The sequence below is a fragment of the Psychrobacter sp. TAE2020 genome (assembly GCF_018919485.1).
In the GTDB taxonomy this organism is placed as follows: domain Bacteria; phylum Pseudomonadota; class Gammaproteobacteria; order Pseudomonadales; family Moraxellaceae; genus Psychrobacter.
Window position 1 is genome coordinate 1,980,765 of sequence record NZ_JAHLMU010000001.1, and the last position, 26,621, is coordinate 2,007,385.

Below are 26,621 nucleotides of genomic sequence, written 5' to 3' on the forward strand. Positions count from 1 at the left end.
GGATTGCCAGTATTACGGATAGTAGCTAATGAGTGTTATAAGTCACTGTGAAAGAGCTAATAGCTAACGTGCTTTTGCTCATAAATAGTTAGTGCCCCCAAAAACAACTAATGCTTTTCTCTGCCCTATCAAATTCTAGTACTAAACTGCCTATACCATCATCCACCTCGTAGCCCTCAAGGCTATTTCTAATAACTTTGGCGATTAAATCTGGATCTTTATTAAGTTCTGGTAATTTAAATTGCCGACGTAACGCTGTAAATTTACTATCTTTAAAATATAACTTTAAGTGACTCCACTCTTGTCCTTGTAGATATTCAACTTTTGCCAAAGGGTAGCCAAACGTAGTGGCATTTTTTAAGGTATAAGTAGTTACTATTTCTTCAAACTCATTGTTTTTATTGCCTTTTATTTTATTATTTACAATCGATGCCTTATAATAGGTTGGTAACTTATCCGTTGGATCAGGATAATCACACCCTAACAGCATTGGTTTTAAATACGGTGTCCAGTCAGTTATGGCATTGACAATAGTGCTCTGGCCTAAAAACACAATAGCCAAAATCATAATTGATTTCTTCATAGAATTTACTCTTATATTATGGCTAATAAACCGAGCTAATGACTGAGGCTAAGCATTGAGCTAACCACCGAACGAGTAAGCACTGCACGCAAAAAACTAGATGTCGTTGCAATAAACCATTCTACCTCTATAGCTATCATCGTTTAAATTGTACAGTAAGTAAACCGTAGAGAGGTCAGCTGCGATAATAGTTATTTATAACGTTAATGACTGTTGTAGTATTGCTGAGGAAAATAACTATCTAAGTAGCCACCAAAGTCATTGGCTAGCTGGCTATTGGTTTAGTTGGGCCAATTACCAGCGAAAGCTTAGTTTCATCATGACCTACCGCTAACCACTCAGCCGCTGAAGTTAATTTTAGACATAAAAAAAGCCCTACTAAGGCTTTGATCTGTCTATTTATTTTTGCTATATAACCGAAAAATGATACAAATTTAATCTAATTATGATGGCAGCTGTTAATGCAATGATTAATAGGCAGGTTGCTATTGCTTGAACTACAAACCCTTCGATCTTTATAAACTACTCCTCAGGTTATTCAATAATTATTGAATGACCTACATCATATTGATTTTTAGGTAAGCAATCAATTACCCTTGGTCGGATAGATGAACGGTCAAATTACTCGTAAGTTGCTAAGCTAGTAACTTAGGTAAAATTTGCGTTAGCTAACCCTGCAAATCAGAGCCATTTTTTAATCGTTAGGCAAAAATACATACTGAAAAAAGTACTCTCTTTAATAAATCAAAGCAGTCTATTATTTAACCTATCAAAACTTCCTTATACATTGATGTAACCGCTTTTTAATCCTGTGAAATATTTTTTATCACCGACTCAATGCCACCAGCATTATCGACATTCTTATTTATTTCAAAACTATCATCTGTTGAAGCCTGCGTAAACAACCAATCACGAAATGCTTGTAGCTTGAGTATGCCAGCGCTTTCAGGACGATAGACCACATAATAAGCAAGTGAAGAGACAAACTCAATCTCAGGGAATAGTCGAACTAAGCGGCCCGCCGCCAAATCATCACGGGCCATAACACTACGAGCCAGCGCTACCCCATGTCCGTTAATAACCGCTTGCAGCACTGCCGCAGAATTATTAATTTGCATACCACGAGAGGTATCTATCTCCGTTAAGCCCACTGCTATTAAAGCTGCTTTTTTAAGCCACTCATCCCACGAAGGCAAGCCACTATAATCAGTCATTGATAGGTCATGAATGAGCGTTTGTTGCGTTAAATCTACCCCGCCATTCTGCTTTAATAGTTGTGGCGAACAGACAGGATACACATCTTCTGTCATTAACTTCTCGCTTATCAATCCTGACCAATCCCCTGCTCCGTAGCGCACTCCTATATCAACAGCTTGCAGGGCAAAATCAGCTGATTTAGCGCTAATGTCTAAACGCATATCGATATCTGGCCAGCTGCTCTGAAAACTATCGATACGTGGCAATAACCATTTAGCAGCAAAGGCTGGACTTACAGTTACGGTAAGTATCCCGCTATCTGATCCAGCCTGCAACTTGTCTAGCCCCAAACTTAACTTATCTAAGCCAGCCCTAATATCAGGTAGAGCCAATTTAGTATTTTCAGTAGCTATCAATCGAGCTTTGCCACTAGTTTTCCTATAAAACAACGGTGCCCCTACCCATTGCTCTAAAGTACGTACCAGCTGACCTACCGCAGCAGGTGTGACTTTTAATTCCTCAGCAGCGGTAGAGAAGCTTTGATGACGCGCACTAGCTTCTAAAGCACGCAAGGCATTTAAATGAACAAGATTTGTCATAGCGATAAACATTTTCTTTTAGAGCCATAAATATTATCTGATTTGTCAGTACAAGTAAATCAGTAGATAATTTAGGATAAGTTGACCATTCGAGCACAGTATTTATACCTTTTCGTCAGCTACTATTTTTAGGCGCTGATTTAGAGATAGCATCTAGCTTAAAAGTATCTAGCTTCTACTTATAAAATGACAGAGCTGGCAATTCCCATAACGCTGGTTTGTCACTTTCCACCTTATTTTGGGAACAACCTTATGCTTATTAATGCCGATTTTTTACAACGTGCAGCGTTAGCCTTTGAAGACTACCGCTGGATTGATTCCCCACAGAATGGCGTTGAACGCGTTATGCTTGACCGCGTGGGTGCCGAAAAAGCCCGGGCTACTAGTATTGTGCGCTATGCCCCCGATTCTTATTTCCCCCATCATTTACATCCCGGTGGAGAGGAGATTTTGGTGCTATCTGGCACTTTTTCTGCTGACGATACCGATTATCCAGCTGGCTGGTATTTGCGTAATCCACCAACCTCAGGTCATAGGCCTTATAGCCGTGAAGGTGCGGTTATTTTTGTTAAACTCTGGCAGATGTCTACAGCTGAAGATCAGCCTGTGGCCATCAATACCCAAGATCCAGCAAACTGGCAGCAGCAAGATAGTGGTCAAGTCTGTCCTTTGTTCTCAGATAATAGTGAACGAGTGAGCTTGCAAAAGCTGGATGCAAATCAACTGCTATTCACTAGTGAGATAGTAGCAGGTGCAGAATTATTAGTGTTAGAGGGCGAGTTGATTGAGGATGGTCAGACTTATCAACCAGGCAGTTGGCTGCGCTTACCAGTAGCTGAACTCTCAACCATCACTGCTGGTGGCAATGGTGTCACGATCTATCTGAAGACCGGACATTTAGCCGATATAAAAGGTTTTGGTCTTCAAGGCTGGTAGATTTAGCCTACAATAATTTTTAAAAGTGTTAGTTATTAACTAAAGCTTTAGTTAAGGAAATCTTGAGATGAAAAATGTACCCGTAGCGATTGTAGGCGGTGGTTTAAGTGGTTTATATGCAGCGCTATTATTACAACGAAAAGGTATTGATTATATCCTGTTAGAAGCTCGCCCTACTCTGGGAGGTCGTATTGTTACTACTCAGTCTCAGCAACAAACACCCGCTGAGCTATTAACTGCTGAGCACTCCGACTCTAATGCAGCAGAATTAGCATTAATCAACAGTACTGACAGCTTTGATTTGGGCCCATCTTGGTTTTGGCCTGACTTTCAGCAGCAGTTAGGTAGTCTTATCGAGGAGCTACAGCTATCAAGCTTCGCTCAGTTTGAAGAGGGTGACATGATGGTCGAGCACGCTGCTGATGAGCCGCCCATGCGTAGCCAAGGTTATAAAAGCTCATCACCCTCAATGCGCCTAAAAGGTGGCATGGCAGCACTGATTAATGCTTTATATAGCCGCTTAGATAGCACGAGTATAATTACTAATCAAATAGTCCTTCGGCTAAATAAAACTACGGAATATATTGAGATTGTCAGTGAAAACTCGTTTGGGCAACTGACCACTTGGCAAGCTCAACAGGTGCTGCTGGCGCTACCACCACGCTTGGTAAGAGACAGTATAGAGTTTACCCCGGCGTTACCGACAGAGCTAGCAAGCCAATGGCGCAAAACGGCTACTTGGATGGCACCTCATGCGAAATACTTTGCCGTTTACGATACGCCCTTTTGGCGCAAGCAAGGATTATCAGGGGAAGCTCGCAGCGCATTAGGGCCACTAGTTGAAATTCATGATGCTTCCATAATAGACGGTAATGGCGCATTATTTGGCTTCCTTGGCGTGTCAGCAGCTGTACGCCAAAGCGTCTCTGAAGCAGTGCTAAAGGCACATTGCCGTGCTCAATTAGTACGGCTGTTTGGCGCAGTAGCAGACTCACCGAAGGCAGAGTATTTTAAAGATTGGTCGCAAGACCCATTCACCGCCACTACTGCTGATGCTAATGGCGATGGTCAACATGCCTCAGCTCCTGCTTGTAAAGCAGCATCGGGAGTTTGGGCAGCGTGCTTGACTGGTATCGGTAGTGAATGGTCACGACAGTTCCCCGGTTATACCGCTGGTGCTATTGAAGCTGCCAGCGTAGCCGTAAAGAGTTTGCCCGCTTCTTTAGCTAATGATCTCTAGCTAATAGTTGATAGCTAGTAGTTTCTAGGTAAAACCAAAGGCAAACATGCCATTAAAGGCGACTAATCGGTTTAGCTTTTACAGGCTATGCTGTGCGCACTGATAGCGAGTTTATGACCAAGCTGTCTACCCCTAGATTGAACCTTTTACCTTGTATCGACTGTCTTATAGAGTGGGCGGAGCTTACGAGCACTAGGACCTTTGACCGAACTTAACTGCCAGCTGTTAATTTGAAAACACCGACCAGCCAGTTTTTTGTACTAGCAGCTCTAACGCCTTTAGCCCAAGTTTGGAGTTTCCTATAGGATCAAGCCCTGGTGACCATACTGCGATTGAGCCTTTACCTGGTGCTATGGTCAAAATACCGCCACCAACACCACTTTTCCCCGGTAGGCCAACACGGTAGGCAAACTCACCAGAGCCATCATAATGACCGCACATCATCATCAACGAATTGATCCGTCGAGACCGTTGTGGATTGATTACGCTCACCCCTGTATGTTGATTGACACCATTAGACATCAAAAAGCGACCAGCACAAGCTAACTGCTGGCAGCTCATCGCAATCGAACATTGATGGAAATAAACCCCTAGGACTTTGTCCACGTCGTGCTTTAGATGGCCAAAGGCTTTCATGAAATGGGCTAATGCCGCATTTCGATCTCTGTGCTCCATCTCAGACGCCGCTACTTTATGGTCAAAACGGATTGAATCATCGTCTGTAATAAAGTGCACAAACTGCAGAATCTCACCCAATATCTCTTTTGGTTCATGCCCCATCATAATTGCATCTACCACTGCAATCGCACCAGCATTGATAAATGGATTACGCGGTCGCCCAGATTCGTACTCCAAGATGGTGATCGAGTTAAACGGGTCGCCAGATGGCTCACGGCCAACATGGGTCCAAAGCGCATCACCTAACTTGCCAAGAGCAATGGTTAAAGTAAACACCTTAGAGATACTTTGGATCGAAAATAATGTACTGGCATCACCTGCTGCATATACTTGCCCGTCAGGTGTCGCTACCGCAATACCAAACTGGTTTGGATCCACATGCGCCAGTTGCGGGATGTAATCCGCCACTTCTCCACGATCCGTTTCAGCCGCCATTTGGGCAGCAATATCATCAAGAATCTTTTGCATATTAGTTGGGTAACCGTATCTCTAAGGCGTGATTGAAAAATAGTGATCTTAACTGAATAAAAGGGGTTAATAATAGAAAAATTATATTTTTATTAGGATAGGTTGAGCTGAATCAAATAGCAGCTTTTGGAGACTCCACATTCTACGACAACATGACAATAAAGAGATACATTCATGCTTCTGAGGGTAAGGCACCTGTCATTGTTATGGAATATTCAGATATTGGTTGGGCGAATCTTGCGATCCTCAACCTACATGATTTAAAAGAAGGTTTTATTAAAAAATCCTCAAGAGTATTAATATAGCTAAAAACTCCTGCGTAAATAAGATGCCTATACTAAAACTTATCACCTAAAAATAACAACAAAAAAAACCGCCCTGAGTGCTATTAACTAACAGCTCAGAGCGGTTTTTTATATCAGACTAAAGCATTTACTCAGCAGTTGAACCCTGATCAATACCTTTCATAGTCAACTTAATGCGACCACGGTTATCAACGTCTTGTACGAATACATTGACCTTTTGACCTTCTTTTAGATAATCAGAAACATTCTCTACACGCTCTTCAGCGATTTGTGAGATATGTACTAAACCATCCGTATTTGGTAAGACATTAATGAACGCACCGAAATCAACGATACGAGCAACAGTACCTTCGTAAGTTTTACCTACTTCAACTTCAGCAGTCAAAGCTTCGATTTTGCCGATAGCCGCTTTAGTAGCCGCTTTGTTTTCACCAAAGATACGGATAGTACCGCCGTCATCAATATCAATAACCGCACCAGTTTCTTCAGTTAGCTGACGGATAGTTGCGCCGCCTTTACCGATAACTTCACGGATTTTGTCCGGATTGATTTGGATAACTGCATAGTTAGGCGCATGAGCATTGATTTCAGTGCGGCTTTCAGGCAATACTTTATTCATCGCCTCTAAGATATGAATACGACCAGCATGAGCTTGCTTAAGCGCTTGCTCCATGATGTCTGGAGTAATCCCTTCGATTTTGATATCCATCTGTAAAGCAGTGATACCGTCTTTTGAACCGGCTACTTTAAAGTCCATATCACCAAGATGATCTTCATCACCTAAGATATCAGACAATACTGCAAAGCGTTCGCCTTCTTTTACTAGACCCATCGCAATACCAGCTACTGGTGCTTTGATTGGTACGCCAGCGTCCATCAATGCCAAACTTGCGCCACAAACAGAAGCCATAGACGACGAACCGTTTGATTCAGTAATTTCTGATACTACACGGATGACATACGGGAAGCGTTCGCTATCTGGAAGCATCGCTTGTACACCACGGCGTGCTAGACGACCATGACCGATTTCGCGACGTTTAGGGATACCTTCACGGCCAGTCTCACCTACTGAGAAATGCGGGAAGTTATAATGCAGCATGAAATGGTCACGAATAGTACCCGCTAACGAGTCAATCATGTTGACGTCACGGCTGTTACCTAGAGTAGTAGTTACCAACGCTTGGGTCTCACCACGAGTGAATAGTGCTGAACCATGAGTGAACGGCAATACCCCTACTTGCACATCAATAGCGCGAACAGTTTCTAAATCACGACCATCGATACGTGGCTTACCAGATAGGATGTTGTCACGAACGGTACGATATTTTAGATCGTTATAGATTTCTTTAAGCTCAGACACGTTGCTACTATAACTGTCTGACTCAGCATCACCAGCAAGCGCATCGATAGCGGCTTGTCTAACTTCGTCAAGTTTAGCGTAACGCTGTTGCTTATCAGTAAGGGTATAAGCGTCAGCAACTTGCGCGCCGAACTGCTCCTTCATACCTTTCTCTAACGCTTCATCATGCTTAGGCGCAGTGAATTGTTGTTTAGCAGTACCGACTTCTGCTGCTAATGAGATGATGTTATCAATAACGATTTGCTGTTGTTGATGGCCATATAATACCGCACCTAACATTTGATCTTCTGATAGTTCTGCCGCTTCAGATTCAACCATCAATACTGCAGATTTTGTACCAGCAACGATCAAGTCAAGATCACTTTCTTTAAGCTGCTCGATAGTTGGGTTAAGAACGTATTCGCCATTGATAAAGCCTACACGTGCACCAGCGACAGGACCATTGAATGGGGCATCAGAAATAGCTAATGCAGCTGAAGCACCGATTAGAGCGGCGATATCAGCGTTTTGAGTTTTGTCTGATGATACAACAGTAGCGGTAATCTGAATTTCGTTCAAATAACCTTCTGGGAATAATGGACGAATAGGACGGTCAATTAGACGTGAGGTTAAAGTTTCGAATTCACTCGCACGACCTTCGCGTTTGCCATAAGCACCTGGAATCTTACCAGCGGCATACATTTTTTCTTGATAGTTAACGGTTAATGGAAAGAAGTTCTGACCTTCTCTAGCTTCAGATTTTACGACTGCTGCTACTAGGACAGAAACGCCGCCCATATGAACCATAATAGAGTTAGCTTGACGCGCTATGCGACCAGTTTCTAAAACGACTAGTTGATCGCCGTACTGGAATTCACGAGTAATAGTATTAAACATTGTCATATAAGTTTTTTCCTAATGTTGACTGACTAAAATAACAACAGCACTATAAATAGTCTGTTATTAGTCGTTAAAAGTTCATTATTATGTGTTAATTACTGTAGGACAATCACCAAAGAGCTAAGAGTCATCGCTACCACATCTATGTCTGTATATATCTACGTAGGACTATATAGGGCTATCTAGTACTGTATTCTGTTTTGCTGTAGGCAACTATAATACCTATTGCTATGCTTATAACTTCTATATCGTGGCCTATTTTACAGGGATTTATAGCCCTTGACCAATTAATTGCAAAACTGCATATATGAGTTATTTTTCTGAGATAGTTGAATAATGTTCAATAATCGAATATCCATAAAAAAACGGCGTGAAACTATTCCACACCGTTTTTAAATTACTAATAGCTACTATCTGGCATCAATAACAACATAATTTACCTTAAGTATTATCGACGCCCTACTCTTTTATTCAACAGGCGTTGAATTAACGACGTAGACCTAATTGGCTAATCAAAGTACTATAACGACCTAAATCTTTACCTTTTAGGTAATCAAGTAATTTACGACGAGTATTAACCATACGAATAAGACCACGACGACTATGATGATCCGCTTTGTGAGCTTTAAAATGGTTTTGTAGATCGTTAATACGCGCGCTTAATAAAGCAACTTGTACTTCAGGGGATCCAGTATCGTTTTCGCCACGTTGGTATTGGGCAATGATAGCTTCACGATCAGTATTAGTTAACATAAATTTCTCCAGCAATGCTAAAGGCTCTACAAGATTTTCAATTTATTTGAATAGTTGTAGAACAATAGGGTAATAAAAATAGCTTACTGTCCATTCAGGATAACCCTGCATTACTAGAGTTGACCTAGTGAACCGTAAACGCTGTTTGTGAGCTCAGCAGACGTTTCTCATAGTGACAATATTATAGTGACAACTATTAAAAAACGCTTACCGTAGCTTGGCGCAAGTATAGCAAAAAACCACTCAACTAACAGTAGTTTTCACTAATACTTTTAGTAGCCCTTTAGTCAATAACACACTACTAGTAACCGTATAGTTAGCACTATTAGTAAGATTAATAAGGTCATATAGACTATAGCTTTAGGCTAAAAAATTATCTAAAATTTAAATAAATGTCTAACTATAGTATGAATTAATGCATGCAAATAATAAAGTGGCAACTACTCACTACCCATCACAAGCTTTAAACATTTATTGCAATTAAGACTAAATAATTGAAAAATTAAGTTACTATTATCTTTTAACATCATCTTCAGTAGCATTGCCGCCTAATGCATCATCGCTTAAAGGAGCAGTTGTTGCTTCAGCAAGACTATCAGGAGCAATGTCTCCACTAGGGTCAATATCATCAGCTAATCGCTGTATCTGTTGTTCTTGCTGATCCATATCTTTTTGAGGCTTGTTCATCTGAACTCTCCTAATCCATTAAAATTGTAATGACCTCAATAGCTCATAAATAAGGGTTAGTGACTAGCTATTAGAGCCTACAACTTATGAAGGAACTATTTATGAAGGAACTATAAATGATCGTAAGGCTAATACTAAAAATGCTAACCATCATAGTTAGCATCTTTAGTACTATAAAAAGTTAACTGTTACTTTTGTTGTTTACTGTCTTTAGCATTTTCAGCGATACGATCTGCCGCCGCTTCGCTATCTTCAGTAGAGTTACCTTCTGTTTGATTCTTTAACGAAGCTTCAGCAGCGTCAGAACGTTGTTGCTCAAGTTTGGTATCGTTTGGATTAGGCTGTGCCATAGTAAATTCCTTATTATTGGGAAACTCTTGTTATCAAAGTGCTGATATAAAAAGCATAGCTATAAAAATCCAACTTAACTAAATGTTATTTTAAGATACAGCTTTAAAAACACTTTGTGATTCGAACGTTTATAACTAATGATCACTTTTTAATCAATGGATAATCACTATTTATCTTGTTAACTCTTGAAGTGAGTTACGCTTTTATTAATTAGCTTTTTCTTAGCTTACTTAATTATTCTTAGCTTACTCAATAAATATATAAAAAAAGCAGATTCCACCATAGGTGAAACCTGCAATTAAATGTGACGTTATGTGACTAGTGTAATACCCTAGTAAAAGGTATGGCGATTAGGTTAACTATAGCTACCGATTAGCGATGAATAATCTTTTTAGGCTGCAAGCGTCCATTAAGACTGACCGCTCCTAGACCTAAGAATTGATAGTTATCATCGATTAAGCGAATATCAACAGCCAATTCATACTCTGCAACATCAGCATTGTCTGCTTCTATATCTGTAGTAACTGCATCAGTTAGCTGCACGCCCTGCTGGATATTACTAGAAATATATTGTTGTAAGGTGGGTGTCAACTGCTCAATGACGTTTAGACGCTGACCCATCTTTATGCGCTCGCATTGCTCAGAGTCCAAAATTAATTCAGCATCAATATCGACACACGCATCGATCGCTAATAACGGCTCAAACCTTTCGTCAAATGCCAATTGCTCTAACTCTGGCAAGCTCATGGCTTGCGCAATAGAGAACTTACCCACTTGTAAGCGTCTTAGCGCAACTAAATGCCCTAAGGTGCCTAGCGCTTTGGCGATATCTTCACCTAATACTCGAACATAAGTGCCTTTAGTACAAGTAACCGTCAGTTGCAGATGTTGCGGATCAAGCACTGTCAAAGTTAGTGCCTTGATAATAATATCTCTAGGTGACCGCTCAACTTCTATACCTGCACGGGCATATTCATAAAGCTTTTTGCCATCTTTTTTTAATGCAGAGTACATCGGTGGGATTTGCTGCTGTGCTCCCATAAACTGCTTAGCGATATTATTTAGCTGGGCTTCATCAATCTCCGCAACAGCCATTTCAGCGGTTACTTTGCCATCAGCGTCACCGGTATCTGTCTGGCTACCTAATAATATAGTGGCTTGATAGCCCTTATCAGCATCTAACTGATAATGACTAAATTTAGTCGCCTCTCCTAAGCAAATAGGTAGCAAGCCAGTAGCCATTGGATCAAGGGTACCAGTATGACCAGCTTTTTTGCTGTCATGACTAGCTGACTTAAACAGATACTTGACCTTCGATACTACTTGCTGCGAAGTCATACCTATAGGTTTATCGATTAAGATTACCCCAGATACCTTTTGCTTACTGACTGGCTGTTTAGCAGCTTGCGGCTGATCAACTTTGTTAGAGACTGTAGACATAATAGTTTTTGCTCTTAAGGATACTCTAATATTTACTCTTGTGTTTCTTGCTCATCAGTTTCGTTTTGCTCCGTTTTAGTAACGGCCTTACTGATTAGATCCATCATATAGTTACCACGAGCAGTGACTTCATCATAATGAAAACGCAGACGTGGCGTAGTACGAGTTTTGAGACTATGACTCAACTCAGTACGCAAAAATCCAGCTGCATTATTAAGGACTTTCACACTTTCTTCATGATTAGTGATAGTCATAGAGTCATTAAGACCAGGTTCCATTATAGTGACATAGACATCAGCATAGCCAAGATCGGGACTGACTTTTACACTAGAAATAGTGACGAAACCAGTCAAGCGTGGATCATTGACTTCATCACGAATAAGCACAGCGAGTTCACGCTGGATTTGATCAGCTAAGCGTTGTAGACGTTGATTCATTTTATTATCCTAATTCTAATAAGTTTTATTATTGCTAATACTATAAAGGGTTAAGTGACCATAAAAAAGGCCTAGCAGGATTAACCTGTTAGGCCTCTATACATCATGATATTAGTAAGCAATGCGATGTATATTCAGCGGATTAGGCTTATAGCATGCTTAAGCAGTCGGTTTAGATAGTACGTTCGACTTCTTGAATCTCAAAGACTTCAATCTTATCGCCGGCTTCTACGTCATAACCACGAACCGCTAGACCACATTCCATACCAGTACGTACTTCATTGACGTCTTCTTTATAACGACGTAATGATTGTAATTGACCGGTGAAAATAACTTGGTCATTACGTAGTACACGGATAGGTTTGTTACGATAGATCGTACCTTCGACCACCATGCAACCAGCCGCCGCACCGAATTTACTAGAGCGGAACACTTCACGAACATCCGCAACACCTAAGATTTTCTCACGATGCTCTGGTGCCAATAGGCCACTCATAGCCGCTTTAACATCATCAATCAAGCCATAGATAACGCTGTAATAACGAATATCCATATCAGCAGCATCTGCTTTACGGCGTGCAGTAGTATCGGCACGAACGTTGAAGCCTAATAATACCGCTTCGCTAGATTCAGCGAGACTAACATCAGATTCAGAGATTGGACCAACACCTGAACTGATAACTCTGACTTTGACTTCATCAGTAGACAAATCATTTAGGGCTGATAGTAATGCTTCTAGCGAACCACGAACATCGGTTTTTAGAACGATGTTCAAGAACGACACATCACCTTGTTCCATTTGCTCAAACATACTCTCTAAGCGCATTTTGTTCTGACGATCAAGTTGCTGCTCACGCTCACGATTGGCTCTAAAGTCTGCCACTTCGCGGGCTTTTTTCTCATCAGTTACGACTAAGAACTCGCTACCAGCTGCAGGGGTATCAGGTAATCCTAAGATCTCAACAGGAATAGAAGGACCTGCGGTCTGAATACGCTTACCGTGTTCATCAACCATGGCACGTACACGGCCATAATACTCACCAGCTAATACTAAATCGCCTTGTTTCAGAGTACCTTTTTTGACTAGTACGCTAGCTACCGGACCACGACCTTTTTCAAGTCTTGATTCAATAACCACACCTTGCGCAGCACCATCTAATGGCGCTTCAAGCTCCATTAGCTCAGCGGTTAAGCTGATATATTCTAATAGCTCATCAATACCTTCACCAGTCTTGGCTGAGATACGAGCCATTGGAGTATCGCCGCCCCACTCTTCCGAAATTACTTGCTTAGCAGTCAATTCATTTAATACACGATCCGGATCAGCACTAGGCTTATCCATCTTGTTAATAGCTACGATAATCGGCGTACCAGCAGCACGGGCGTGATCAATAGCTTCTTCAGTCTGTGGCATCATGCCATCATCAGCGGCAACTACTAATACTACGATGTCTGTCGCTTGTGCACCACGTGAACGCATTGCACTAAAGGCGGCGTGACCTGGAGTATCAAGGAAAGTAATAACACCGCGATTGGTTTTTACATGATAAGCACCGATGTGCTGAGTAATACCGCCAGCTTCGCCAGTGGCGACTTTGGTTTCACGAATCTTATCTAGTAATGAAGTCTTACCGTGATCGACATGACCCATGATAGTAACGACTGGTGGGCGTGTTTGTACGTTACTGCTACGCTCATCAACTGCATCATGTAAATCATCTTCAACTTTAGTATCGCTTACTAATACTGGGTTATGACCCATCTCTTCTACAATTAGACTAGCTGTCGCTTGATCAATAGTATCTGAATCAGTAACAATCTCGCCCATTTTCATAAGCAATTTAGTAACTTCGCGAGCTTTAACGGCCATACGCTGAGCTAGATCTGCTACAGCAATTTGTTCGCTAATCTCAACGTCATAGATAATTTTTTCGACTGGTTTTTCAAATTTATGCTGACCTGCTTGTGCTGAACGCAAACCGTTCTTACGGTTTTTGATCTCACGCTCATCTTGGTTCTTACGACGACGACCACGAGCACCAGTACTATTGGCTCCACGCTTGATTTCACGACGCTCTTTTTCGAACGACTCTTCTAGCGCATCACCCACTAGACCTTCGGCCAATGGTTCGTCTTTACGAACTTCAGCAACTGGCTGATCGGTATATTTACCAGCCATTTTACGCATCTGCTCAAGAGTACGCTTTTGCGCCTCTTTAGCTTGCGCTTGACGAGTTTCTGTTTCGATTTGACGCAAACGATTTTCTTCTACTTCGCGGGTCTCACGAACTTTACGCTCAATAGCTGTTTCAACTTTTGGCTTAGTAGCTGCTACTTTCTTCTTCTCTTTCTCTTTTTCTTTAGTGATAATCTCAACGGTAGCTTTGCCACCTTTTTTGACTACTACTGAAGAATTAGCAACTTTCGCACTTTTGCCTGATGAGCTTTTGCTAGAACCAAGACTAGTACGCATAGCAGCTAAAGTAGCAGCTTGACGTTCTTCAGACTTTCTCTTAGCTTCAGAGCGCTCTTCTAAGTCTTTAGCGGCACGAGTTTGCGACTCAATCATCGCTTGCTCACGCGCAGCTAATTCTTCAGCCATCTTCTCTGGATCAGGCTTATCAAAGACTTTCTTTTTACGTACTTCAACATTGACACTCTTAGATTTGCCTGAAGAGCCAGTCACGCGAGCAATACTAGTCGTCTTAGATTTTAGACTAATACGACGCTTGTCTTGCTGACCATGACTTTGTTTTAAATACGCCACCAGCTTCTCTTGCTCAACTTCAGTGACTGGATCACCTTCGTTTCGAGCGGGCAGCCCAGCATCCTGTAGTTGCTGTTGTACAGCACTAGCGGTTTTGCCTACCATATCTGCCAGTTCTTTGACGGTCTTATCTGCCATTTATTATCACCTACTGTCTATTGTTTGCTATATGTTCAATTCAGTTGTTGGCTACAAATGATTGCGCTAAAGCTGATATTGGTTTTACCCTTTATTAGCTTTTAATAATCGCTAGCATACCACCAAAAGACAGCGATATGCAGTTAGCGCCTATTCATTGAACCAAGATTCCCGAGCCTTCATGATGAGCTTGCCGGCTGTTTCAGTATCTAAGCCTTCAATATCTTCTAAATCAAATACCGCTTGCTCAGCTAAATCATCGACGGTAATGATATCTTTTTGCGCCATTTTATAGGCCCAACTTACTGTCATACCTTCAAGATCTTGTAGTTCTTGACTAGGCTCTTTCATGTTCTGTTGTTTAACTAACTCGTCAGCTATAACGACTTCTTTAGCACGTTCTTGAATCATATCGATAGCTTCATCGTCTAGGCCATCAATATCATAAAAAGTGTCGACTGGTACATAAGCGACTTCTTCAATGCTAGTAAAACCGATATCAACTAATGCTTGCGCTAAATCTTGATCTACTTCTAAGCGTTCATAGAACAGATCGATAAAGGCTTTAGTTTCATTTTTCTGACGCTGTTGATATTCTTCTTCTAGCATCATATTGAGCTTATAACCGGTCAGCTCAGAAGCTAGACGAACGTTTTGACCTTGTGAGCCAATAGCACGAGCTAACTGATCATTAGTACTAAAGACGATATCAGCAGTCTTAGTATCTTCATCTAAAATAATACTACTAACATCAGCAGGCTCAAGCGAGCTAATGATGAATTGTGCAGGATCATCTGACCAAACTACGACGTCGATACGCTCACCATCAAGCTCTTGCTGTACTGCTTGAATACGAGTACCACGCATACCAATACAAGCACCGACTGGATCAATACGATGATCGTTGGTTTTCACTGATATTTTAGCACGAGTCCCAGGCAGGCGAGCGACATTACGAATCTCAATAATTTGCTCAGCAATCTCAGGTACTTCTTTTTGCATTAAAGCGGATAGCATTTCAGGATGAGTACGCGATAACAATAACTGTGCGCCACGGTTTTCACGATTCACATGATAAAGAATAGCGTTAATACGTGATTTTACTCGTAGCTGTTCACGCGGCAACATTTGATCGCGAGAGAGATAGCCTTCAGCATTATCACCCAAATCAACAATATAACCATCTCGGGTTTGTTTTTTGACTTCGCCGTACATCATCTCGCCAACGCGTGGCTCAAAAGCATCTGCTACTAAAGCACGTTCGGCTTCACGGATTTTTTGGATGATAACTTGCTTAGCTTGAGTAGCCGCAATACGACCAAATTCGATCGATTCGATTTGCTCTTCTTTAACATCACCAATTGACCATTGTTCTTGATCAAGATCAGTAATAGCTAATTGACAAGCAGGCATCTCATGATCTTCATCAGCAACTACCGTCCAGTAACGATAAGTATCATAGTCACCAGTCTCACGGTTAATAGCTACACGTACGGCTACTTCTGGCTGTTCGGTGTATACTTTTTTCTTAGTAGAAACCACTAAAGCGTCTTCTATAGCTTCAAAGATATCTTCAGGATTTAAGCCCTTTTCATTACTGACGGTTTCTACTACCGTTAAAATTTCACGACTCATACTATGCCCGTCCTATCATTTTATAATTGGCTTAGATTTTATAATTTATGTACTAACGTTATGTGGTTACCGCAAGCCATAGGCTATTTAACAATTTACAATACTTTAAGCTACTGCTTTCAATTATTTATTAATACCTGTATAGCTATGCAGTAGGGGTTAGCTAGAGAATTGCTCAGCTAACACCCTTCTAGTCTTATAAGGTAACGCTAATACTTAGTGTTTAAGCCGAAGTACTCTGTTAAGCAGTACTAATTCACCTACTAATAACTAACCGAATCTTTCAGAAACTATCATTAAGCATTGATAAAAGGTGTATCTTCAAAAATTAAATTAGCTTTATCAATGTTACTAAAGTCAATTTCAAATGTTTCGTTATCAGTAGCGGTAAGCTGTAGTGATGAGCTATCCATACTGTCTAGCTTACCAGTGACTTTACGGCGCTTCTTATCGCCTTCACCTATAGCTTGTATCAAACGTAAGCTGACGTTTTCGCCAATATAGCCACGCATTTGCTCTTCTGAGAAAAACGCCCGATCAAAACCAGGTGAAGATACTTCTAAAATATACTCACCAGCGATAGGATCGTGAACTTCTAGAATCCCACTTACTTGATGATTTACCGCAGCACAGTTTTCGATAGTTACTTGCTTATCTTCCGCTTGCTCTTCAGGCAAAGCTTCAATATAGATACGCAGCAATGAACGACGGCCTTGCGGTACAAATTCTACGCCCCACAGTGCGACATCGCATGCCGCTACTGCTGGAGCAATAATATTAGTTAACTCTGCAACTTTAGTCGAAAGTTTCATAATTTATTTATATTTTCCTATTTGCTTATTAATCTAATCGCTTAATCTAGTTTATTTAACATTACTATCTTTCATTAACTAATTTTTAGCGCAAATTTTTTTATTAAGTTACTTCCATTGTATATTGCGCTCGTTTAAAAGTTTACAACAGATAGTTTATAACAAAAAATGACTCATGCGGTAAGTAATCGAAAGAGAGCTGAATGCTATGGTCCATTCACTACGCTATAGTGATGATCGTCGTACTCTGTGGATTTAGAGCTTAACATAAGTAGATAGATACCGCGGTAATACAGACTAACAGGTACAAAAAAACCCACAAACATGATGGTGGGCTAATTTACACTGAGAATTTAGTGTACAACAATCAGTATTAAAAAAAGTGGTAGCGGGGGCTGGATTTGAACCAACGACCTTCGGGTTATGAGCCCGACGAGCTACCAGACTGCTCCACCCCGCAACAATTTAGAATGCATATTATAGGTAGTTTTTATAGAAGTGTCAACGTTTATTTTAAATAAACTTTCAAACTAACGCTTCTATCAATTTGCTGCCTTTATTGACGCTATGCCACGTCAAAATTTGGTGCGATTGGGGGGACTTGAACCCCCACAGCTTGCGCCACCACCCCCTCAAGATGGCGTGTCTACCAATTCCACCACAATCGCTTACTGCTAAGTACTGTGTAAAATATGCTAACTGCTTTTAGAGTAGGTATCAGCTGCAAATACTGTCATGAGGATGACATCGAATCATATAGAAGTAAAAGTAATATTATTATACGCTTCTATGGTAATCCTAACTGCTGAGCTCTGAAAACAGGAGAGCATTGTAAAACGAACTTGGCGAAATAGCAAGGCTTTAAACAAAAATGACCGTAACTTTAGAATAAACCCTAATTTAATACCGTCCAATGCTTGTATAAGCCAAGCCAAGCACGTTAATTACTGTGGATTCTGAGTGAGTGGACGTGGGGTCTGTGGTGCTGACACTGGTGCATCTAAACGAAACTGATCTTCTGCTTGTTTGCGGGCATGCACAGCCAGAGTCATACTAGTAATAAAAAACACCACCGTTAACACCGCAGTAGCGCGAGTCAAAAAGTTTGCAGTACCAGCAGCACCGAATACGGTACCCGAGGAACCTGCCCCAAAAGAAGCCCCAGCGTCTGCCCCTTTGCCATGCTGAATCAAAATCAAGCCAATCATGGCAATCGCCACTATGATGTGCAGGGCTAATATAAACGTAAACATGCTGGCCTCTTTTGCCGCCTGATGACGACTGATAACGGAAATTAAATCTTCAATTAATAATAACAGCGAGCTAAGCTTGTTAAAAACCCAGTTAGCAGCTAAGCAATTTTTAACGCTAATAAAACCAAGCCCATAAAAAAGCCTTATGGCACTAGACTTTATAAAACCATGGTTTCTACAAGCTATCCTTTATAAAAGTTAGGCTTGCTAAAAACTAGGTTGTTTAAATAAGGCGCATTGTACACGATTGCAAGGGTACTATTAAAGTGACTTTTATCGACTTATTATTGCGCAATCACCTAACTTAGGTAACCGTACCCCAATTGGGAGTTATTCATTGAAATGAGCAACTTAGGCTTTAGCGTGATTGAAGGCTGCAGCGATTGCCATAAAACTCTCAGATTTCAATGCAGCCCCACCAACTAGCGCCCCATTAATCATAGGGCTACCAGCAAAACTATCAGCATTGTCTGCATTGACACTACCGCCATATAATACCGCAAACTCAGGTAAGCTAGTATCAAAACTTGCTAAGGTTTGCTTAATATAAGCATGAGTAGCCGTCACTTCAGCAACGGTAGGCACTTTACCTGTACCTATCGCCCAAACTGGTTCATAGGCAATGATTAATCTCTCAGCTAAGCTCAGCGATGAATCACCTTCCAAAACTGGCTGTGTTAGTAAGTCTTTGACGACCGCTAATTGCTCATCAAGCACTGCAAAAGTCTGTTGCGCATCATATTGTTCTTGAGTCTCACCCACGCACAACACGGCACCTAAATTTTGCGTAAGTGCATGACAGAGTTTACTTATAAGGGTGTCATTAGATTCTCGGTGATATTGACGACGCTCTGAGTGCCCCAATATTGTCCATGTAGCACCAGCATCAGCGACTTGCTGCGCTGAGCAATCGCCAGTATAAGCACCAGTACTATCGCTATGAGCACTAATATTTTGTGCCGCACATAACATCGAGGTACCCTGCAAGCGTGCACTAACTGTGGCAAGATGCACACAACTAGGCGCGACCATTAGTTGGCATTGTGCTGTGCTAGTAGAGGCAGTATCGTTTACAGCTAATAGACTATCTAATAGCTTATTAACATCATTATTCGTGGCCGGATTTTGTTTCCAGTTTCCAATTACCCAAGCTTGCATCACTCATCTACCTTCTGTCACGTATCATCGTCGATTTGACCTGTATGCGCGCCAGTATAACAAATATTTATCAACTGCTATAGCCTAGTGTAACGATGCCGAGATATAACTCAGGGGTTTGTAAGGTGGTTAGCGGTTATCAGCGGTTTTTAGTATGAATCACTCTAGAGAAATTACTGCAGATCGCTTATATGGTTCACTGATACTGATACTGACTATAAAACATATTAGCTCAAAAACTGAGCCGATACTTGCTGCTATAAACTGTCATGTTTCTTGCATGTATTTATATAATACCAGTTCTAATATTGTGTCTAATATTTGCCTATAGCTTTATCTGAGTCAGTTGCTATATGAGTTAGTTAAAAGCACTCTTATTTAAACAAGCGCTGGCATGGCAAATATTAATAACTTTACTAGCTACTACTTTTAATTTAGCCGATAACAGTAAGGCGTTTGATTGCGCTTAGAAATATACCGTTACCGCTAGCGTTGCGATAGTTAAATGATGAAAAGTTAAATGATAAGACACAGCCTTATAAATATGCTTGACCTATATCTTGTATTGAAGGAAAGCGCTTATGACTATTCCCACTAACAAATTTGGCGGACTAGCTCAGCAGTTGGTAGATGCGGGCTTAGTCACTGAAGCCCATATGCATAGTGCCCAAACTGAAGCACAACAGCAAAAAATGGGACTAGTATCTTATTTAGTAGATAACAAGATGGCCGATGCTCACCAACTGGCTTGCTTACTATCGGAGTCTATTGGCGATCCTTTATTCGATCTTGATACTATTAGCAGCGACATTATCCCTAAAGGACTAGTCGATGAAAAAATCGTCCGTAAGTTCAACGCTTTGCCCATCTTTAAGCGTGGTCAGCGTCTTTTTGTTGCCCTAAGTGACCCTACTCGCATTGATGCTATAGATGCTATAGCGTTTAACTCACGGCTGTCTATCGAAACCGTGCTAGTTGAAGACCATAAGCTAAAAAAGTGTATAGACAGTTTCTATGCCGATACTATGCAAAGTTTTAGTAGCTTCGCTGATAGCGATCTAAACCTTAACTTTGAAAAAAATATAGAGGACGATAACGAAACCCGTATTAACGATAGTGTCGATGAAGCTCCGGTAGTGAAATTCGTCAATAAAATGCTAGTTGATGCTATCCGCATGGGGGCATCCGACCTACACTTCGAGCCTTATGAAAAGACTTATAGAGTACGCTTTCGCGTCGACGGAATTATGCAAAAAATGGCTAACCCACCAGTAGAACTAGCTAATAAAATCGCTTCGCGTTTAAAGGTAATGTCACGAATGGACATCTCCGAGCGCCGGGTTCCACAAGATGGTCGCATCAAGCTAAAACTATCCAAAAATAAGGCCATTGATTTTCGGGTTAACTCCTTACCTACGCTATTTGGCGAAAAAATTGTCCTGCGTATCTTAGATCCTTCGTCAGCCATGTTAGGTATCGATGCTTTAGGCTACGAACCTGACCAAAAAAGTCTATTTATGGAGGCGTTGAGCAAACCTCAAGGCATGCTATTAATTACCGGTCCTACTGGTTCAGGTAAAACCGTATCTCTTTATACGGGTATCAATATTCTTAATACGGGCGAAACTAATATTTCAACAGCAGAAGATCCGGTGGAGATTAACCTAGAAGGTATCAACCAAGTCAACGTCAATCCCAAAGTAGGATTAACTTTTGCTAACGCTTTAAAGTCATTTTTGCGTCAAGATCCCGATATTGTCATGGTCGGCGAGATTCGTGATTTAGAAACCGCTGAAATTGCTATTAAGGCGGCGCAAACAGGTCACTTAGTATTATCGACTTTGCACACCAACTCTGCCCCTGAAACCCTAACACGACTCAAAAATATGGGGGTAGCCTCATTCAATATTGCCACTTCAGTCAACTTAGTTATCGCCCAACGCTTGGCAAGACGACTGTGCAAAAACTGTAAAAAGCCCATCGATGTGCCACGTAAAAGTCTGTTAGAGCTTGGCTTTACTGAAGATCAGCTAGAGATGCCAGAAAATATTATCTATGAACCAGTAGGCTGTAGTGACTGTCGAGAGGGCTATAAGGGTCGAGTTGGTATTTATGAAGTAATGAAAGTAAGTCCAGATATCTCTCGTATCATTATGGAAGAGGGTAACGCCATTGATATAAAAGATGCTGCTGTTAAAAATGGTTTTCGTGACTTGCGTCATTCCGGTATTTTGAAGGTGTTGCATGGAGTGACTAGTATTCAGGAGATCATGCGAGTTACTTCTGATTAAGTTTAGCGCCTACTTATAGCTCAACAGGAATAACTTATAACTTATAACTTATGATTATTTAGCACAATTCGAGGACAGAGCGATGGCAAAAGTTAAAACCGATATGCTACTAGATTTCGTCTATGATGGAGTAAATCGCCGCGGACAAAAAGTGAAAGGGGAAACCACCAGTCAGAGTTTAGAGCTGGCCAAAGCCACCTTACGTAAACAAGGTATTACTGTCAAAGCTATCAAAAAAAAGCCCAAGGCACTTTTCCAATTTAAAAAGCCTATCAAAGCCATCGATATTGCAATTTTTTCACGCCAGCTGGCGACTATGATGAAGGCTGGCGTGCCATTGACCCAATCTTTTGAAATCGTTGCTGATTCATTAGACAATCCCACTATGAAAATTTTGGTATTGCAAATTAAGGCTGATATTGAGTCAGGTAGTAGCTTTTCTTCAGCACTACGCCGCCATCCCCGATATTTCGATAACCTGTTCTGCTCTTTAGTCGAATCCGGTGAACAGTCAGGAGCGCTGGAGACTATGCTTGATCGCGTTGCTACTTATAAAGAAAAAAGCGAGCTCCTAAAAGCAAAAATCAAAAAAGCAATAAAGTATCCGATAGCCGTGGTCGTAGTGGCGATTATTGTTACTATGATTTTATTGATCAAAGTAGTGCCGGTATTTTCAGATTTATTTGAGTCTTTTGGTGCTGAGCTACCGGCTTTTACCCAAATAGTAGTCAGTATTTCAGAGTGGATGCAAGCATGGTGGTTTGTGCTAATCATCCTAATTGGGGGCGCTACTATCGGTTTCTCTGAGGGTAAAAAACGCTCTAAAAAGTTGCGCGATCTTTTGGATAGGGCTATCCTAAAAACCCCAATATTTGGCAAAATTGCTTATCAAGCCGTTATCGCGCGATTTTCACGTACCCTATCGACAACTTTTGCTGCTGGTGTGCCGTTGATTGACGCTTTGCAGTCTACTGCTGGAGCCACTAATAATGTGGTGTTTTATAATGCTACTCAGCAAATAAAAAACGACGTTTCAACGGGTCAGCAGCTACAGTTCTCTATGCGCTCAACCAATTTGTTTCCTAGTATGGCCATCCAGATGGTCGGCATCGGCGAAGAGTCCGGTAGCTTAGAGGAAATGCTGGATAAAGTAGCCGTCTATTACGAAAACGAAGTTGATAATGCGATTGATGGTTTGACTAGCTTGATGGAGCCTTTTATTATGTCAGTGCTGGGGGTGCTCGTGGGCGGCTTAGTTATTGCCATGTACTTGCCAATCTTCCAGATGGGTTCAGTAATAGGCTAAAGGCTTTATTATTTACAATAAAAGCTTGTTAACTAAAACCTTAAGCTTGACACTTTACCTTGGACATTTGATGCAACTGATCGAATTATTACAACTGAATCTGACTGTAGCCCTAATAACATTCACTATATTGGGGCTGTGTGTAGGCAGTTTTTTGAACGTGGTTATCCACCGTATTCCGCTGATGATGCAATATGAGTGGCGCCAAGAGTGCAGTCAATTTTTAGCTCAGCAGCCAGACATGCCGCAGAATCAAGCCGCGACTATAACTTCGATAGTTGCTAAAGATATACCCATTACTTTAAGTAAACCGGCATCACACTGTCCTCGCTGTACCCATAAAATACAGTGGTATGAAAACATCCCTGTTATTAGCTGGCTACTGTTGCGTGGACGCTGCTCTCACTGTAAAACGTCTATTAGCCTGCGTTACCCTAGCGTTGAATTGCTCACCGCCTTGCTCTCTGGGTTGGTTATTTATCACTTTGGTGTTAGCGCCGTTGGACTCTCAGCACTAATACTAGTATGGACTCTGATAGCGCTAACTGGTATTGACTTCGATACTCAGCTGTTGCCTGATCGCTTCACTTTTCCACTAGCTGGACTGGGCCTAGCAGTCAACTCACAAGGCTGGTTCGTCACCCCAACCCAATCAATTTGGGGCTTACTATTGGGATTCTTGTCTTTATGGATCGTGGTAAAAGTATTTTATCTAATCACCAAAAAACAAGGTATGGGGCAAGGTGATTTTAAGCTATTAGCAGTCTTGGGTGCTTGGCTAGGACCGATAATGTTGCCATTTATTATCTTACTGTCATCACTATTAGGCTCTGTGGTCGGTATAGTCTCGCTGAAAAAATATGGCGAAAGTAAGCCTTTTGCGTTTGGCCCTTATATTGCTATCGCTGGCATCATCGCTTTGTTGTATGGTAATGATATTACCAGTTGGTATTTAAATATGTATCTCTGATAAGCGCTGATGATTAGCTAGCGGTGCTTTACAATATTATAATGGAATGCCCACAAGCTTCTTAGATGTAAGCGTTAAGCTAATAACTACTAGACCTAAAATCTTAAACCCTTTTTCAAGCTAAATTTATGGTAAATTACGCTAACTATCACTCTTAGTTGCTAAAATTTTTATCATTGATAGTTAGCAGCCTCTTATCCCTTCATTTATCAAATAAGTTACCTTTATGAGCATAAATAGTACCTCTTCAGCGTCCAATATAAGTCAGCAAATAACGCCTGCGCAAACTATTAGCAAAGCTAAGAGTAATAGGCTAGTGGTAGGTTTGACAGGTGGGATTGGTAGTGGTAAATCAGCTACTAGTGCTTGGTTTGCAGCGCAAGGTGTCGACATTATTGATGCTGATGTCATTGCTCATCAAGTAGTAGTAAGAGGCAGTCCTACCCTACGTAAAATCCAGAAAAAATTTGGTGATTGGGTGATTAATGCTAATGGAGATATGGATCGCGCAGCGGTTCGTAATCATGTTTTTACTTCCCCTGATGCACTTATGGAGCTTGAGTCTATCACTCATCCGGCCATACGTGAGGCGGCAAAAGAGCAACTGGCCGCTAGTAACTCCGCTTATGTTGTATTGTCAGCACCCCTATTAATAGAAGCTGCAGAAGCGGGATTGGCCAATTTATGCCAGCGTATTTTGGTGATTGATGCTACAGAAGATACCCAGCTAACGCGCGCCAGCTTACGTGATACTCAAAGTGTACCGAAGATCAAAGCTATTATGGCTAATCAGCTTAGTCGTGAACAGCGTAATATCCATGCTGATGATGTGGTTACTAATGATGATGATCTAGCTGCATTGCATCTACAGCTAGAACCCTTACATCAAGTTTACTTGACCCTTACTCAGCAGCTAAGGTGCGCTGCCGATTAACTTCATATAAGGCCATGCCAGTAGCGACACTGACATTAAGGCTTTGTAAGTTGCCGTACTCATTGCCCGACATAGGGATATAGACTAGCTCGTCGCAGCTCTCAGTGGTTAGTCTACGCATGCCCTCACCTTCTGAACCCATAATGAGCGCTGTTTTACCCGTTAGATCAGCAGCGTGAATGGGCTTAGCATTATCATCTAGTGCGGTACCGAAGACGAAGACTCCCGCTTGTTTGATTTTTGCTAGCGTTCGCGCCAAATTAGTCACACTAATAATAGGCATCATCTCAGCAGCTCCTACTGATACTTTGGCCACAGTTGGGGTTAAGCTGGCAGCATGATGCTTAGGACAAACTACTGCGTCTACACCCATCGCCACTGCAGTGCGTAAGCAAGCACCAAAATTATGGGCATCAGTGATTTGATCGAGTACTAATAATAAACAATCGTCACGCTTGGACAGAGTATCTAATAATCCTTCGTCAGCGAAACCCAAAGGGCGTGCATGCAGAACGACCCCTTGATGCTGAGGACTGCCACACAGCTGAGTCAAGTTGTCTTTTTGGGTCGGCTGGATACTCACTCCATTGCTTTTCGCTTGCTCGATGATAGCTTGCACACTACTGTCGCTCTCACGACCTTGCTGTACAAAGAGGCTGAGGGCATCTAGAGGACGATGGTCAAGTAAGGCATCGATAGCGTGAATACCGTAGAAATAGCTGGGTTTTGCCATAATAGTCCTGCCGATTGATTAAGTTATAATTGAGAGTAGCACAAGCGAGATGCTAAAAATTTGTGACTGCTATTAGAAGTTGGAGTTGCTACGGTGCTTAATCTAATACTATTAGCCTAGACCAATCAAAAAGAAACAAACAAGATCATAATAATCCTATTTGTTTCCGGTTAATTTAATATTTTGACTAAAATTATTTGCCATTAAGCTAGCCAAGTAAGAGTAGCTAGGTAACTTCAGCAACTAAGCCCAAAGTTAGCCTTCTAAATGGCAGACATATTGTACGATTTCTTCGGTACGTAAATTGAAGCTACTATTGCCCTCAACTACGAACGACTGGCCAGCGCGATAATAGGAAAATTCTTCGTCGCCATTTATTTTGACTTCACACTCTCCGCTGATAATCTCAACACGCTCTGAGGTATTAGTACTAAAGTGATATTGCTCGACAGTAGTATCTGACGGCAGAATAACGCCTAAAGTCTTGTGACGACCATCTTCGAACATAACAGTATGACTTGAGCAACGCCCGTCATACGATATGCTTGCCTGAGTGTTTACGGTTACATTAGTAAATTGTGCCGCTGTCATAGTGGCTTCCTTATCAAATAATTAGTGCTAAACTAAAAAATAAGTCTTGCTTTGATGCTTAGTTTTAATACTCAGCTTTGGTAATAAGTTATAGCTATTGATCATTCTCACAATCAAAAA

22 protein-coding genes and 2 tRNA genes are annotated in these 26,621 nt (G+C 41.3%); 6 read left to right on the plus strand and 18 right to left on the minus strand.

Annotated elements, in window-relative coordinates; genetic code table 11:
• Positions 1 to 88: 88 nt before the first annotated feature.
• Entirely contained in the window at positions 89 to 583 is a 495-nt protein-coding gene (locus tag KPY62_RS08045; protein WP_216581541.1) for a hypothetical protein, read from the minus strand.
• 803 nt (positions 584 to 1,386) lie between these two features.
• A complete protein-coding gene (locus KPY62_RS08050) occupies positions 1,387 to 2,379 on the minus strand; it encodes a LysR substrate-binding domain-containing protein (protein ID WP_216581542.1) in 993 nt (330 codons plus the stop codon).
• 252 nt (positions 2,380 to 2,631) lie between these two features.
• Between KPY62_RS08050 and KPY62_RS08055 the strand changes: the two genes are divergently transcribed.
• Together KPY62_RS08055 and KPY62_RS08060 are read left to right on the plus strand one after the other, a co-directional pair.
• The gene (locus KPY62_RS08055) at positions 2,632 to 3,315 is read left to right on the plus strand and encodes a cupin domain-containing protein (RefSeq protein ID WP_216581543.1); all 684 of its coding nucleotides are present in this window, start codon (positions 2,632 to 2,634) and stop codon (positions 3,313 to 3,315) included.
• 67 nt (positions 3,316 to 3,382) lie between these two features.
• On the plus strand, positions 3,383 to 4,555 hold the full coding sequence (locus tag KPY62_RS08060) for a flavin monoamine oxidase family protein (protein ID WP_216581544.1): 1,173 nt from the start codon (positions 3,383 to 3,385) through the stop codon (positions 4,553 to 4,555).
• A gap of 225 nt (positions 4,556 to 4,780) precedes the next feature.
• On the opposite strand, the gene KPY62_RS08065 is transcribed toward KPY62_RS08060, so the two are convergent.
• The 14 genes from KPY62_RS08065 to tpiA form a co-directional block, all read right to left on the minus strand.
• Positions 4,781 to 5,701 carry a glutaminase gene (locus KPY62_RS08065; protein WP_216581545.1) on the minus strand — a complete coding sequence of 307 codons (921 nt, stop codon included), beginning with the start codon at positions 5,699 to 5,701 and terminating at the stop codon, positions 4,781 to 4,783.
• 432 nt (positions 5,702 to 6,133) lie between these two features.
• Entirely contained in the window at positions 6,134 to 8,248 is a 2,115-nt protein-coding gene (gene pnp, locus KPY62_RS08070) for a polyribonucleotide nucleotidyltransferase (protein ID WP_201623465.1), read from the minus strand.
• 483 nt (positions 8,249 to 8,731) lie between these two features.
• Positions 8,732 to 8,998, minus strand: coding sequence for a 30S ribosomal protein S15 (gene rpsO / locus KPY62_RS08075; protein WP_201623464.1), 267 nt, complete (start codon positions 8,996 to 8,998; stop codon positions 8,732 to 8,734).
• 513 nt (positions 8,999 to 9,511) lie between these two features.
• Entirely contained in the window at positions 9,512 to 9,685 is a 174-nt protein-coding gene (locus KPY62_RS08080; RefSeq protein ID WP_216581546.1) for a hypothetical protein, read from the minus strand.
• A gap of 188 nt (positions 9,686 to 9,873) precedes the next feature.
• The gene (locus KPY62_RS08085; RefSeq protein ID WP_216581547.1) at positions 9,874 to 10,035 is read right to left on the minus strand and encodes a hypothetical protein; all 162 of its coding nucleotides are present in this window, start codon (positions 10,033 to 10,035) and stop codon (positions 9,874 to 9,876) included.
• A 373-nt stretch (positions 10,036 to 10,408) separates the two neighbouring features.
• Complete coding sequence (truB, locus tag KPY62_RS08090) at positions 10,409 to 11,476, minus strand: tRNA pseudouridine(55) synthase TruB (protein WP_216581548.1); 1,068 nt, start codon at positions 11,474 to 11,476, stop codon at positions 10,409 to 10,411.
• 32 nt (positions 11,477 to 11,508) lie between these two features.
• Positions 11,509 to 11,913, minus strand: a complete 405-nt coding sequence (locus KPY62_RS08095; RefSeq protein ID WP_201623460.1) for a ribosome-binding factor A — start codon at positions 11,911 to 11,913, stop codon at positions 11,509 to 11,511.
• Between the two features lie 172 nt (positions 11,914 to 12,085).
• A complete protein-coding gene (gene infB, locus KPY62_RS08100) occupies positions 12,086 to 14,818 on the minus strand; it encodes a translation initiation factor IF-2 (protein WP_216581549.1) in 2,733 nt (910 codons plus the stop codon).
• 150 nt (positions 14,819 to 14,968) lie between these two features.
• Positions 14,969 to 16,453 (minus strand): transcription termination factor NusA, encoded by a 1,485-nt coding sequence (gene nusA / locus KPY62_RS08105; protein WP_216581550.1) that lies wholly within the window; start codon positions 16,451 to 16,453, stop codon positions 14,969 to 14,971.
• A 296-nt stretch (positions 16,454 to 16,749) separates the two neighbouring features.
• Positions 16,750 to 17,265, minus strand: coding sequence for a ribosome maturation factor RimP (gene rimP, locus KPY62_RS08110; protein WP_201623457.1), 516 nt, complete (start codon positions 17,263 to 17,265; stop codon positions 16,750 to 16,752).
• A gap of 383 nt (positions 17,266 to 17,648) precedes the next feature.
• Positions 17,649 to 17,725, minus strand: a tRNA-Met gene (locus tag KPY62_RS08115).
• Positions 17,726 to 17,848: 123 nt separating this feature from the next.
• Positions 17,849 to 17,933: transfer RNA gene (locus KPY62_RS08120), tRNA-Leu, on the minus strand.
• Positions 17,934 to 18,209: 276 nt separating this feature from the next.
• Complete coding sequence (gene secG, locus KPY62_RS08125; RefSeq protein WP_201617119.1) at positions 18,210 to 18,518, minus strand: preprotein translocase subunit SecG; 309 nt, start codon at positions 18,516 to 18,518, stop codon at positions 18,210 to 18,212.
• A gap of 351 nt (positions 18,519 to 18,869) precedes the next feature.
• Entirely contained in the window at positions 18,870 to 19,676 is an 807-nt protein-coding gene (gene tpiA, locus KPY62_RS08130; protein ID WP_216581551.1) for a triose-phosphate isomerase, read from the minus strand.
• Between the two features lie 581 nt (positions 19,677 to 20,257).
• On the opposite strand from tpiA, the gene pilB reads away from it, so the two are divergent.
• The 4 genes from pilB to coaE all read left to right on the plus strand — a co-directional run bounded on the left by pilB (position 20,258) and on the right by coaE (position 25,177).
• Positions 20,258 to 21,967 (plus strand): type IV-A pilus assembly ATPase PilB, encoded by a 1,710-nt coding sequence (gene pilB / locus KPY62_RS08135; protein ID WP_216581552.1) that lies wholly within the window; start codon positions 20,258 to 20,260, stop codon positions 21,965 to 21,967.
• A gap of 82 nt (positions 21,968 to 22,049) precedes the next feature.
• Positions 22,050 to 23,273: a type II secretion system F family protein gene (locus KPY62_RS08140; protein ID WP_216581553.1), complete on the plus strand. Its 1,224-nt coding sequence runs from the start codon at positions 22,050 to 22,052 to the stop codon at positions 23,271 to 23,273.
• Between the two features lie 70 nt (positions 23,274 to 23,343).
• A complete protein-coding gene (locus KPY62_RS08145) occupies positions 23,344 to 24,243 on the plus strand; it encodes a prepilin peptidase (RefSeq protein WP_216581554.1) in 900 nt (299 codons plus the stop codon).
• A 226-nt stretch (positions 24,244 to 24,469) separates the two neighbouring features.
• A complete protein-coding gene (coaE, locus tag KPY62_RS08150) occupies positions 24,470 to 25,177 on the plus strand; it encodes a dephospho-CoA kinase (RefSeq protein ID WP_216581555.1) in 708 nt (235 codons plus the stop codon).
• Here the strand turns inward: coaE and rlmB are convergent.
• Positions 25,146 to 25,910, minus strand: a complete 765-nt coding sequence (rlmB, locus tag KPY62_RS08155) for a 23S rRNA (guanosine(2251)-2'-O)-methyltransferase RlmB (protein ID WP_216581556.1) — start codon at positions 25,908 to 25,910, stop codon at positions 25,146 to 25,148. The two genes, coaE and rlmB, sit on opposite strands and share 32 nt — an antisense overlap.
• A 255-nt stretch (positions 25,911 to 26,165) precedes the next feature.
• Entirely contained in the window at positions 26,166 to 26,501 is a 336-nt protein-coding gene (locus KPY62_RS08160) for a pyrimidine/purine nucleoside phosphorylase (protein ID WP_216581557.1), read from the minus strand.
• Positions 26,502 to 26,621 lie beyond the last annotated feature (120 nt).